The 10,446-nt window shown below is 30.5% G+C and carries 16 protein-coding genes; 12 read left to right on the top strand and 4 right to left on the bottom strand.

The window, feature by feature from the left end; translation table 11 throughout:
• Positions 1–113: 113 nt before the first annotated feature.
• The 3 genes from FGK85_RS13440 to FGK85_RS13430 all read right to left on the bottom strand — a co-directional run bounded on the left by FGK85_RS13440 (position 114) and on the right by FGK85_RS13430 (position 1,612).
• Positions 114–641: a recombinase family protein gene (locus FGK85_RS13440; RefSeq protein ID WP_138207450.1), complete on the bottom strand. Its 528-nt coding sequence runs from the start codon at positions 639–641 to the stop codon at positions 114–116.
• A gap of 70 nt (positions 642–711) precedes the next feature.
• Positions 712–906 (bottom strand): hypothetical protein, encoded by a 195-nt coding sequence (locus FGK85_RS13435; RefSeq protein ID WP_138207448.1) that lies wholly within the window; start codon positions 904–906, stop codon positions 712–714.
• A 139-nt stretch (positions 907–1,045) separates the two neighbouring features.
• Complete coding sequence (locus FGK85_RS13430; protein WP_138207446.1) at positions 1,046–1,612, bottom strand: recombinase family protein; 567 nt, start codon at positions 1,610–1,612, stop codon at positions 1,046–1,048.
• Between the two features lie 194 nt (positions 1,613–1,806).
• On the opposite strand from FGK85_RS13430, the gene FGK85_RS13425 reads away from it, so the two are divergent.
• From FGK85_RS13425 to FGK85_RS13395, 8 genes are all read left to right on the top strand, one after another.
• A complete protein-coding gene (locus tag FGK85_RS13425; protein WP_138207444.1) occupies positions 1,807–2,007 on the top strand; it encodes a hypothetical protein in 201 nt (66 codons plus the stop codon).
• A 444-nt stretch (positions 2,008–2,451) separates the two neighbouring features.
• The gene (locus FGK85_RS15440) at positions 2,452–2,628 is read left to right on the top strand and encodes a hypothetical protein (protein ID WP_171011435.1); all 177 of its coding nucleotides are present in this window, start codon (positions 2,452–2,454) and stop codon (positions 2,626–2,628) included.
• Between the two features lie 165 nt (positions 2,629–2,793).
• Positions 2,794–3,615 carry a hypothetical protein gene (locus tag FGK85_RS13420; protein ID WP_138207442.1) on the top strand — a complete coding sequence of 274 codons (822 nt, stop codon included), beginning with the start codon at positions 2,794–2,796 and terminating at the stop codon, positions 3,613–3,615.
• Between the two features lie 328 nt (positions 3,616–3,943).
• Complete coding sequence (locus FGK85_RS13415; RefSeq protein ID WP_027623540.1) at positions 3,944–4,138, top strand: hypothetical protein; 195 nt, start codon at positions 3,944–3,946, stop codon at positions 4,136–4,138.
• Between the two features lie 627 nt (positions 4,139–4,765).
• Positions 4,766–5,578: a hypothetical protein gene (locus tag FGK85_RS13410; RefSeq protein ID WP_027623539.1), complete on the top strand. Its 813-nt coding sequence runs from the start codon at positions 4,766–4,768 to the stop codon at positions 5,576–5,578.
• 210 nt (positions 5,579–5,788) lie between these two features.
• On the top strand, positions 5,789–6,790 hold the full coding sequence (locus FGK85_RS13405; RefSeq protein ID WP_138207452.1) for a DNA cytosine methyltransferase: 1,002 nt from the start codon (positions 5,789–5,791) through the stop codon (positions 6,788–6,790).
• Entirely contained in the window at positions 6,791–7,744 is a 954-nt protein-coding gene (locus tag FGK85_RS13400; protein ID WP_027623537.1) for a HaeIII family restriction endonuclease, read from the top strand.
• Between the two features lie 67 nt (positions 7,745–7,811).
• On the top strand, positions 7,812–7,973 hold the full coding sequence (locus FGK85_RS13395) for a hypothetical protein (protein ID WP_156939784.1): 162 nt from the start codon (positions 7,812–7,814) through the stop codon (positions 7,971–7,973).
• A gap of 358 nt (positions 7,974–8,331) precedes the next feature.
• Here FGK85_RS13395 and FGK85_RS13390 read toward each other — a convergent pair whose 3' ends face one another.
• Complete coding sequence (locus FGK85_RS13390; RefSeq protein WP_138207438.1) at positions 8,332–8,565, bottom strand: hypothetical protein; 234 nt, start codon at positions 8,563–8,565, stop codon at positions 8,332–8,334.
• Between the two features lie 241 nt (positions 8,566–8,806).
• Here FGK85_RS13390 and FGK85_RS13385 point away from each other — a divergent pair, with 241 nt between their 5' ends.
• The 4 genes from FGK85_RS13385 to FGK85_RS13370 form a co-directional block, all read left to right on the top strand.
• Positions 8,807–9,115 carry a hypothetical protein gene (locus FGK85_RS13385; protein WP_138207436.1) on the top strand — a complete coding sequence of 103 codons (309 nt, stop codon included), beginning with the start codon at positions 8,807–8,809 and terminating at the stop codon, positions 9,113–9,115.
• Between the two features lie 195 nt (positions 9,116–9,310).
• Positions 9,311–9,556, top strand: coding sequence for a hypothetical protein (locus FGK85_RS13380; protein ID WP_138207434.1), 246 nt, complete (start codon positions 9,311–9,313; stop codon positions 9,554–9,556).
• Positions 9,557–9,661: 105 nt separating this feature from the next.
• The gene (locus tag FGK85_RS13375) at positions 9,662–9,889 is read left to right on the top strand and encodes a hypothetical protein (protein ID WP_138207432.1); all 228 of its coding nucleotides are present in this window, start codon (positions 9,662–9,664) and stop codon (positions 9,887–9,889) included.
• A 37-nt stretch (positions 9,890–9,926) separates the two neighbouring features.
• Positions 9,927–10,446, top strand: a 520-nt coding sequence (locus FGK85_RS13370) for a transposase (RefSeq protein ID WP_138207223.1), incomplete at its 3' end; no start/stop codon positions are given.

Here is a 10,446-nt window from a genome sequence, read left to right as displayed (position 1 = left end):
AAGATTTCGTGGGGTAGGGGTAAGTGTATCTATTTTTGCGACCTATCGGTCTGCGGGCTTACCAGCCCTTTAAGTAAATGTAAAAAGATACAATTCCAGTAAAAATAAAATTTTTACTGGAATTTAGGTGCTAAATCTCTGTTATTTTGTTCTATCGTTCGCTTGTTTCCGAATTTTGTGCTTTGGGAAATAGTTCTGGAAGTGTTTTCAGCAAAGGTAAAAAGCATCTGTAGCATTACCATATCCTCCTCCTTCGAGGTATCTTTCTGTATGTCCTCGAAAAATATAAATACATCCTTTGCTTTTAATTCCCTTATTATATCCATTATCACAATATTTCTCGCAAAACGAGATGTGTCTTTAACTACGATTTTTCGGAAAAGAGGCTCTCTATCTGATTGTATAAATACAATTTTTTTATTAGTATTTCTTTCATCTAACTTGTCCAATCCTGCATCGAGCAACATTTGTTGGAAGCCTTCTCTCCTAAAACTTGTCCCAGTGCCTTTATCCTTATAGATAAGTACCTCACAGTCTTTATATTTGTTCTTAAAATAATATTCTTGGTTTTTATAACTGCTATCCTGTTCGTCCAAATCTGTACTAACTCTTACATAACATGCAATTCTTTCTTTTTTCATATATTATACACATCCTTTGTAGTTATAGTTAGTTATACATAATAATATAGTATAATACCTATAAAAATAATCAAGCGGCACTAGCTTGATTATCTAAAGTATTAAGGATTTTTTGTATTAAGTTCTTTGCATATTCATTTGTTTCTTCTTTAATTTCTTGTTTTAAAATATCTATTATTTCATCTTTCTTACCTTTTATTACATATATACCGTAGTTATAAATCTCTAATAATCCATCAATCTCTTTTATAGTTATATTAAACATTCTATCATCCCCCTTTTGATTGATGTGATAGTAAAACCTCCTTTCGAATTAAATTTTGGGGATGATTTAATTATAGATTTTTAATTTTTAAAAGTCTAATTTTACTCCTAACAAAATTTTAAGCATAGAAAAAAGAGGCTTATGCCTCCTTAAAATCTGCTATGTAACGATATAGAGTTGGTTTGCTTATTCCCGTCATTTCAGTTATTTCTTTAATTGTATATTCTCTGCTATTATATAGTTTTATAGCCTTTTGTATATCTTTATCAGATTTTCGAGGTCTACCTCCGCTTCTTCCCCTAGCTCTTGCAGCAGCTAGTCCATCTTTTGTCCTTTCGGATACAAGGTCACGCTCAAACTGTGTAAGACCAGCGATTATAGTGAACATTAATCTTCCAGTAGCAGTAGTAGTATCAAGCCAGCTTTCTTTCAAGCTCTTTATATTAGCTTTTTTATTTCCTATTTTTTCTACTATCTCAAAAAGATCTTTAGTGCTTCGGCTCAATCTAGTTAATTCTGTTATTATTACAGTGTCTCCTTCCTGTAACTCATCTATTAATTTAATCAGCATTGGTCTGTCTTTTTTAGTACCTGTTATCTTTTCCATATATATATTTCTTTTATCTACTCCAACACCTGTTAAGGCATCTATTTGTCTGTCCAGATTTTGTTCTGTAGTAGATACTCTTGCATATCCAATTAACATTTCATATCGCCTCCTATGCTTATATAGTATCAAAAAGGTAATCCGGCGCCAATAATAAAACGTTGATTTTGATACGAGTTTTAAGACTGTTTTTGTATTAATTTAACCTTATTTATGTATGTATAAAAAAGGTCTTGTAAACGGTCGTTTTTAAGACTATGTAATTTGATATAATATATACAGGAGGGATATAAATGGATAGTGATAAGCTATATAATTTATTGGATAAAATTTACACGGAGCTACAATCACAGAATAAGAGTATTGATAATGCTGATTGTAAATTCGATGGCATTGACAAAGAACTACAAAATTTAAATAAAAAGATTGATGAAGTAATATGTATAAAAAAAGAAATGCTTACTATATTAGATGAGAGCAAAAAGAGTTTTTAAAAAACTACTTATAACTAAATAAAAAGAGTAAAAGAGTTTTAATAACTATTCATAACGGAGCAGGTTGTGTTGTTGTTAAGCCATGCAATCTATTTCAAGGTAATTAACTAAATGCTTTGCCGTTATAAGTAGTAATAATAAGACTCTTTTTTTATATAACATCACAGCACAAAACCGTAATGTTATTGTTTTTTTCATCTCTTATTTTCTCTATCTACTTATTATAGTACCTACTTTTATCAAAACCGGACATTAAATTTAACGAAATAACACAAATATTTTTAAAAATCATATAACAATATTCGACATGAATATATCGAAAACTTTTTCTTAAAATATCATATTTTCTTTGCAGAAAAACTTGATTTTGCAAAAAATCATTTCTTATTATGTATACATAGAAGGAAATGGAGTTAATCCAAGAAGAATGAAGGAGTTGGTTGTATGTTTAATAATAAAAAATCCATATATCTTGACGACAGAGAAAAAATCGGAGGCAAAATATATTATGCGATATTTAATAAACTATTTACCAAAAAAGGGAAAGTAAGACAAGAAAAAGGAAATGAATTACTACTAAATAATGTATGTAATAATAGATTTACTAATTGGAGTGAGTAAAATTGGACTTTTATAGCATAAATTTTATAAAATATAGGTAGAGAGAAGTCGTCAAGAGAGAGGTTATTATACCTCTCTTTTTACATACAAAAAATCACTCCAAAGCATGTGTACATAAAGCTGTCCTGACCAGACAGCGTGTTTATAACAAAGGAGTGATGCAGAATGGATAGAAATTTAGATACAGACAAAATAGATAGTATTTTGGAGAGAATGGCTACCGGAATAACAACGGAATATGAAAACTGGGAACAGATAGAAAGTGATTTGATAAAAATAAACACAAGCAGTTATACAGTAAAAAGATTAGTTGCATTTTTATTAGCAGATTTAAAACACATAGTTAATTATCCAATTTATGTACTGAATGAAAAAGAAAGAGGAAAGCAAAAGTATATGTATTGGTCTCTGGATGAAATGAACGATGTTGAGAACTGCATTATATTTGGATTATATAAAGTAGCCAAACGCATAAGGGAGCAAGACTCAATGCCTGTAGAATACTTTAATAAGATAGATATTTACAACAAAGACCTTAATAGCATAAAAAAAATACTAGCAAAGATGGTGAGAAACGTTGCTACAAGAGATATTTATAAAACACTAAATATATCGACAAAAAAAATAGGCTACAAAATATACGAAAAGAAGGTGATATGTATAGATAATAAAGTATTGGCAGAAACAATAAATAGTAATAATGTTGAAAGTTCCGCCGAGCTTACTTTGGATAAAAAAGAACTTACTAAATTGATAAATAATACAATAGATAGTTTTTTAATAGATAAAGATAAATTAGATACAACTATATTTTTAAATCACATAATAGCAGATGCGAAATATGGAAAATATGAAGTAGAAAAATTGACACAAGAAAGAATTGCAAGAATAAATAATGTAAATGTAAGGACTGTTAGGCGGCGAAAAGAAAAATTATTAAAAGAGTTTAAAGAAATTTGGAGAGTAAAAATAGAACCTTATTTTTAATCAACCGCCATAAGGCGGTCTGCATACAAGGGTATAATATATCCCCTATCTCCTCTCTAAATGATCTCCAGCGACAGAACTGGAAGGAACTAGCTAATAAATATGGCATTAATCCTAATATAACAAATGGTAAGGCAGATTGGAATTTGGAGTTAAGTATTATGTAATAGCACTTATAATCACATATGATTAAGATATTTGATTATTATATGTAAACTATGGATAAAACATATTTTTTATGAATTTTTATTTAAAGAACCTCTTCTTCCTCGCCACCTTGAAAACTTTATGGTGAGATACATATCAAAACAAAAGGGAGTGATGCGATATGAAAATGAAACAGCCTCTTCCGCAGCCGACGCAAAAGGAGAAAAGAGCTGTGCAGGAGAAAATAGATAGGATCTGTAAAATAGATAAACAAAAGAATAGATTAATAAAAAAGAAAAATGATGAGTTAAGTTTGGCGCTCACTCATCATCTTCTAATAACCTCTAATAACCTATACGCACTACAGGTCACATGAATATTATACCACAAAAATGTAATATCCACCGCTACTGCGGTGTTTTTTATTGCAAAAAAGTAAAACGATCCGGGCAGACCGCTATCGCCAGATCATTTCATTCTGATACTTAAACACCTATTTAAAGCACTCCAGAAGTCGGTTAAGCTTAATACCAATTTCTAAAGCATATTATTAAAAGTATTATAAGGCAATCTTGTAATAATTACAATAAGTAATCTTGTAATAATTATATTTGTACCAAATGTACGAAATGTGGTAAAAGTAGACTTTCGGTAAATGTGGACAAATATAAATACAGAGCACCGTTAACGGTGCTAATATACATAACGGACAACAACCAATACTTATCCGTTACAAATAGTTTCGATAGGCTTTCGAGCCTCTTCTTTTTTAATTATAGAACAACTTTAGATAACCAATCAACAGAAAGGGGCCGATGTCTATGGATAATACAGCAGATAAAAAAGGTTTTATAAGAAAAATAGTAGATGAAGTAAAGTATATTTTTGGAGCGGATAAATAACCGCTCCTTATTTCTATAGAGTTCCTTGAAATTTGTTGGCGAATTTTGCTAAAATAATTTATGTATTATAAGATTATATAAGAGGAAGAAAGAGATTTTTGATGGCAAAAGTAATTAATTTTAATAAACAACAAAAACAACAATCTTCTAAACCTGATTGGACACCGGAAGAAATTAAGACTAAAATACAGCCATATGTTGATTATTTAAATAAGCCAAACAAAGTATTTTATAGTAAAAAGGGAGATAAGTGGACAGAAGAGGAAAATGAGCAATTCAAGAGGTTAGTATTTAAATATACTGTAGAGTGTTATAGTTGTACAGCCATGGCAGAGGAGTTCAAAAAGTATTATCCGTGGCGCTCTAATAACAGCATACTTGCTAAAATATCTGATATAAGACAGAGTTGTTATGAAGAGCTTGAGGATTTTTATTTTAAGGTAGCTTATTGTCTGCCTATTACAAAAGATGCACAAATGCATTATAGTGCAGGTAAAATCGAGTTTGGAAGTTACTTGCAAAATAGGATGTTACAAATGGCTGGACTCATTGAAGGGACAGAATTAGAAGACGAAAACAAGGAAGATATACAGATACGAGAAGATAATTATGAAAAAAAGGCGACCTGGACTTATATTTATAAAAAAGAGAGAAAATATCATAAAAAAATAACAACGCAAGAAGCGGCGGAATTGTTAGAAGCTGAAATCGAAGATATAAATAAAATAATAGCAGATTTAAGTATAAAAGAACTTAATACAAAGCATTTATTACAGATAGCTTTAAAATTAGATAATCAGGTTGGGGAGATAGTTAGGATAATGCAAGATTATGATGAAGATACATTAAAGAGACGGATAAGGGCTGCAAAGGCTTATAGGCAACTATATTGTAGCCAAACTCTCTTCCGTTGAGAATAGTCTACCAATATTCTATTTTTTATAAATAAAAGATTAATAATACACCGCCTTATTATAGGCGGATTTACTTTTTGCACAAAATTGTTCTAAATTTTTACGTATTATGTTAAACTAATAGATAAATATAGATATATATATTTACATATAAAATTATTCGTAGCAATATATTTATTATATTAGATACAAAGGAGGATATTGATATTTATGGGCGATATTAAATATATAAATCCTAATTTTAAACATATTTACAGTGTAGTTTCACTTTTTTCGGGAGCTGGCGGATTAGATATGGGACTGCATAATCAAGGCTTCAAGACTATTTGGGCTAATGACATAGATGTGGATGCTTGTGAAACACACAAGGCTTGGTCTGGGGCAGATGTTGTATGCGGAGATATAGGTAAGATAGGTTTTGATACTGTTCCAAAATCTGACATAATTGTGGGAGGTTTTCCATGCCAAGGATTTTCGCTGGCCGGTCCACGTAAGATTGATGATAAGCGAAATACTTTATATAGGTATTTTGTTAAGTTGCTTGGTATTAATCAACCTTATGCCTTTATTGCGGAAAATGTTAAGGGAATTTTGACTTTAGGAGACGGAGCAATAATAGAGGCAATCATCGAGGATTTTTCGGAGCGTGGTTATGACGTATATCCAAACTTGGTCAATGCCGCAGATTATGGAGTTCCTCAAGACCGTTGGAGAGTGCTTATGGTTGGCTTCAGAAAAGATTTAAAAGTTAAAAGATTTGAATTTCCAAAGCCTTTTAACTATAAAATGACACTCCAGGAAGCGTTGCGTGATTTGCCCAAACCAGGCACACATGATATTTGTAATGCCTCATATTCAAGTCGTTTTATGAGTCGTAATAGAAAGAGAAATTGGCATGAGGTAAGTTATACAATTCCTGCAATGGCAAAGCAAGTTCCCATACATCCTGAAAGCCCAGATATGATAAAATTAGATACAGACTTGTGGAAATTCGGGGATAACGGAGTAACTAGGAGATTAAGTTGGCAGGAGTGTGCTGCTATACAGACATTCCCACAGGGGATGTATTTTGCAGGCAACCTAACATCCAAGTATAAGCAAATTGGGAATGCTGTGCCTGTAAAATTGGCAGAGGTTGTAGCTTCTGCTGTACATGGAGAATTAGATAAGTGTATATATGGTGAAAAAAGAAGTGTATTGGAAGTGTTGTAAATGGCTATTCAAACAAAGACCGGAAAAGGCTTTGAGTATGCTTGTCTTAAAGCCTTTGAAGGATATTTAAAAAGTGAAAATAATGAAGTAGAAATATCTGATAATGGAGCTGTGTCTAATGCTAAATCAGATTATTGCAATCTATCTTTAGATTTACAATCCAAAATGGATAAGGCTGCACAGGCAGCAGTAAGAGTTATTGTTCGATTAGAACCACTACTTCAAAATTCTACAGGCAATAAGTTATACCTTACATTACAAGCTGACAAAAAAGGGATGGAAGGTGACGTAAGGGATGTACTTGCTATCCGTAAAGACAAGGATTGGGAGATAGGAATAAGTTGTAAACATAATCACGCTGCAGTTAAGCATTCCAGACTTTCAAAAACATTAGATTTTGGTGATAAGTGGCTGGGAATACCGTGTTCAGATACATACTTTAAAGAGATCGAACCGATTTTTGATAGACTAACAGAATTAAAGAAAAATAAAATTGAGTGGAAAGCAATTCCTAGTAAAGATGATAATGTATATGTGCCGATTTTAAATGCTTTTGTGAAAGAATTAAAGAGATTAGAAGCAGAATATCCAGAGATTGTTCCGCAAAGATTTTTAAGCTATCTATTAGGTGTTAATGACTTCTATAAAGTTATTAGCAAAGAGAGTAAAAAAGTTACTCAAATTTCCGTTTTTAATATGTATGGCACTCTTAATAGAAGTGCTGGCAAAATAAAACCACAAACTGTAATTCCTAAATTAGTGTTGCCAACAAAGTTTTTTGACATCAGCTATAAGCCAAGATCGAAGAATACTATAATTGCAACCTGTGATAATGGCTGGACTGTTTCAATGCGAATACATAGTGCAGCTACATTAGTAGAATCTAGCCTAAAATTTGATGTTAATTTAACTGGTATTCCACCAGCATTATATACGCATCATGAGCCGTGGTAAAAAGAAGATGGTACAAGCTATCTTCTTTTATTTTTATGATAAAATAAAAATATGGAGGTGTTTGAAGATGTATATAAATAAAAATACAGATAAAGAGCCACTTGTGAAGGTCAAGCCACCAACAACTGCATTAAAAAAGATGATAATAGAAAAATTGCCAGAGATGAATCGAGAATATAAGGATAGATTATATAAACGAATAGTAAGTGTTGCAAAAGGAGAAAAATAATTTATATTAGTTTCTATTAATATGAATTAGTTATTATTAATTCCCATTAGTTTCTATTAATACGAACTAATCTTAAAAACATCTTCTAAAAACGTTTTTGGTTTTTAAAAGCCTACAGTCTTTAGAAGATAATAATAGATATATTATCTATTCGGAGAAAAACGAATTAATATAGATCTATTTTGATGCAATCGTCTTTAATAACGTATTTTAGTCAATAAATCGTGTTTTTGGTTATTTTATAGTCTGTATTATTTTTATCTATTCTTAAATCTAAATATTTTTTTAATCTATCTTTTTATCTTCGTCAACATCACGTTGACCTTCTTAAAAAATAAAAAGAGGTCGAAAGACCTCACTACATTAACGGGATAGCAAATTCCAATACTGCCTGTCCAATCCATCCAAGTAAGGATGGTATTTTTTTACTTAATGTCCTTACTCCGCTCTTTGTTGTGTAAGATAAATTTACTGTATCTATAACTCCTGATCTTACTCTATTTATGTTATATGTGAAGCCATCTCTGCATTGTACCAATTTAGTATCTACTACTCTACCTCTGTTTGTTGTCTTATCCATAGGTTTTATCATATGAACCATCTCCTTTTCTTATCCATAGAATTATCTATTTTTACTGGTTGTCTTACTCATAGGTTTAACAGCACATTTTGCTCCGTTATCAATAGTTTTTATTATATTTTATATCTATATTATACCATTTGAGTAATTTTGAGTCCATTTTTATTCAAAAAATATTGCAAGAAAAACTTGACTTTATATTTCATCTTTTTTTACTATGTATATAAAGAAAGAAACAGAGAGGTGATGCGATATGAAAAAAGAGAATAAAGTATGGACACTTATATCCCCTACTTGCCACGAAATTCTATTCAAAATAGCAGAAGAGAAAAAAATACCTGCCACGAAGATTGTGTTAAATACTGTGTTTAATAAATTACCAGATAAGTTAGAGGATGATTACCTATTTGTAACTGAAGGAGCAAGAAAGATAGTTATATCTTTAAATGATAAGGAATATGAGCGTATAACAGAGCTTGTGCAAAAAGAAAATGTAAAGCCAAGTAAGTTTTTAAGAATGGTTATTTACACATATCTAAAACAAGGTGGATATATAGAGTAAAATTAGACTTTATAGGAATAAAAATGGTATTATAAGTCCAAGAAAAAATATTTCAAAAAGTTCTCCAAAAATACTTGATTTTATAGAAAATCATTTATTACTATGTAAACAGGATAAAGAAAGGCGGTTACTCTACCGCCAATACATAGAGTTAGAAATAACTCAATTTTAAAAAACAAAAAGGAGTGGTGGGATATGAAACGAATTATAAATGATAAAATCTATGATACTGATAAAGCAAAGTTAATTATTACTGATGATAACGGTACAAAATACTATGTGACAACACGAGGGGCATGGTTTGCGGTGTATGATGATATGTCAATGCGAGATATGGATGATTGTATGATGATAGATATATTGACTAATGTGCAAGCTTATAATCCAGTAGCAACAGACATATTATTACAGTATTTTGCAGATTTTTTACAAGAGGCTTAATTGCCTCTTATACATAAACCACAGCTCATAGCAGTAATGCAGTACATAATCCAACTGACCATTGGATTATTAATACAGATTTATACAAAAGGGAGCGTGGTATGTATGAGAATATTTAAAGACCAGATCGAAACATATAATAAGATAATAAACAAATATAATACTATTTATAACGGAGAAAAATTGGATTTTAACTCTGTTGTAAATAGTGCGGTATCAGAGCTACTACAAAGCGATTTTGATTTCAAAAGCCTAAAAAACTATAATTATTATGTAAAAGGTGGCAACGCCTGGCAGGTTGTGCGAAAATCCATAATTTATGGTATAATTTAATATATAAGTATTAAATTTCTATTAAGGGGTTGTTGCAATGAATTATATTTATGGTGATGATAGAAAACAAACAAAAATTGAAATAATGGAAGACTATGTTGATAACGATAGTGAAGTAAGAATTATTGATAAAATAATTGATGTTATGGATATAGAAAGTATGGGTTTCAAAGTTGGAAATAACGATGAAGTGGGACGACCTAAATTCAATCCAAAAGATTTATTGAAATTATACGTTTATGGATATTTTTACGGAATAAGATCATCACGTAAATTAGCAAAGCAATGCCTTATTAATAGGGAAGTTATTTGGTTAATTAAAGGTATTAAACCTAAGTATAGAGTTATTGCAGATTTTAGAAAAGAAAATGTTGAAGCTCTTGAAAATATTTTTAAAAAGTTTTTTAATTACTGTATTGAGCTGGGCTTATATGGTAAAGAACTAATTGTTATAGATGGTACTAAAGTAGAGGCTTCCGCATCTAAGAGAAAAAATTACAGCTTAAATAAGCTATCTAAAATGAAGGAAATAACTCAAAATAAAATTGAAGAATATA

This window comes from Haloimpatiens lingqiaonensis (genome assembly GCF_901447495.1).
Classification (GTDB): Bacteria; Bacillota; Clostridia; order Clostridiales; family Clostridiaceae; genus Haloimpatiens; species Haloimpatiens lingqiaonensis.
This window is presented reverse-complemented; position numbering and strand designations above follow the sequence as displayed.

Coding starts and splice junctions, on each gene's coding strand:
- FGK85_RS13440 (WP_138207450.1), bottom strand. CDS start 641: ATGAAAAAAGAAAGAATTGCATGTTATGTAAGAGTTAGTACAGATTTG.
- FGK85_RS13435 (WP_138207448.1), bottom strand. CDS start 906: ATGTTTAATATAACTATAAAAGAGATTGATGGATTATTAGAGATTTAT.
- FGK85_RS13430 (WP_138207446.1), bottom strand. CDS start 1,612: ATGTTAATTGGATATGCAAGAGTATCTACTACAGAACAAAATCTGGAC.
- FGK85_RS13425 (WP_138207444.1), top strand. CDS start 1,807: ATGGATAGTGATAAGCTATATAATTTATTGGATAAAATTTACACGGAG.
- FGK85_RS15440 (WP_171011435.1), top strand. CDS start 2,452: ATGTTTAATAATAAAAAATCCATATATCTTGACGACAGAGAAAAAATC.
- FGK85_RS13420 (WP_138207442.1), top strand. CDS start 2,794: ATGGATAGAAATTTAGATACAGACAAAATAGATAGTATTTTGGAGAGA.
- FGK85_RS13415 (WP_027623540.1), top strand. CDS start 3,944: ATGAAAATGAAACAGCCTCTTCCGCAGCCGACGCAAAAGGAGAAAAGA.
- FGK85_RS13410 (WP_027623539.1), top strand. CDS start 4,766: ATGGCAAAAGTAATTAATTTTAATAAACAACAAAAACAACAATCTTCT.
- FGK85_RS13405 (WP_138207452.1), top strand. CDS start 5,789: ATGGGCGATATTAAATATATAAATCCTAATTTTAAACATATTTACAGT.
- FGK85_RS13400 (WP_027623537.1), top strand. CDS start 6,791: ATGGCTATTCAAACAAAGACCGGAAAAGGCTTTGAGTATGCTTGTCTT.
- FGK85_RS13395 (WP_156939784.1), top strand. CDS start 7,812: ATGTATATAAATAAAAATACAGATAAAGAGCCACTTGTGAAGGTCAAG.
- FGK85_RS13390 (WP_138207438.1), bottom strand. CDS start 8,565: ATGATAAAACCTATGGATAAGACAACAAACAGAGGTAGAGTAGTAGAT.
- FGK85_RS13385 (WP_138207436.1), top strand. CDS start 8,807: ATGAAAAAAGAGAATAAAGTATGGACACTTATATCCCCTACTTGCCAC.
- FGK85_RS13380 (WP_138207434.1), top strand. CDS start 9,311: ATGAAACGAATTATAAATGATAAAATCTATGATACTGATAAAGCAAAG.
- FGK85_RS13375 (WP_138207432.1), top strand. CDS start 9,662: ATGAGAATATTTAAAGACCAGATCGAAACATATAATAAGATAATAAAC.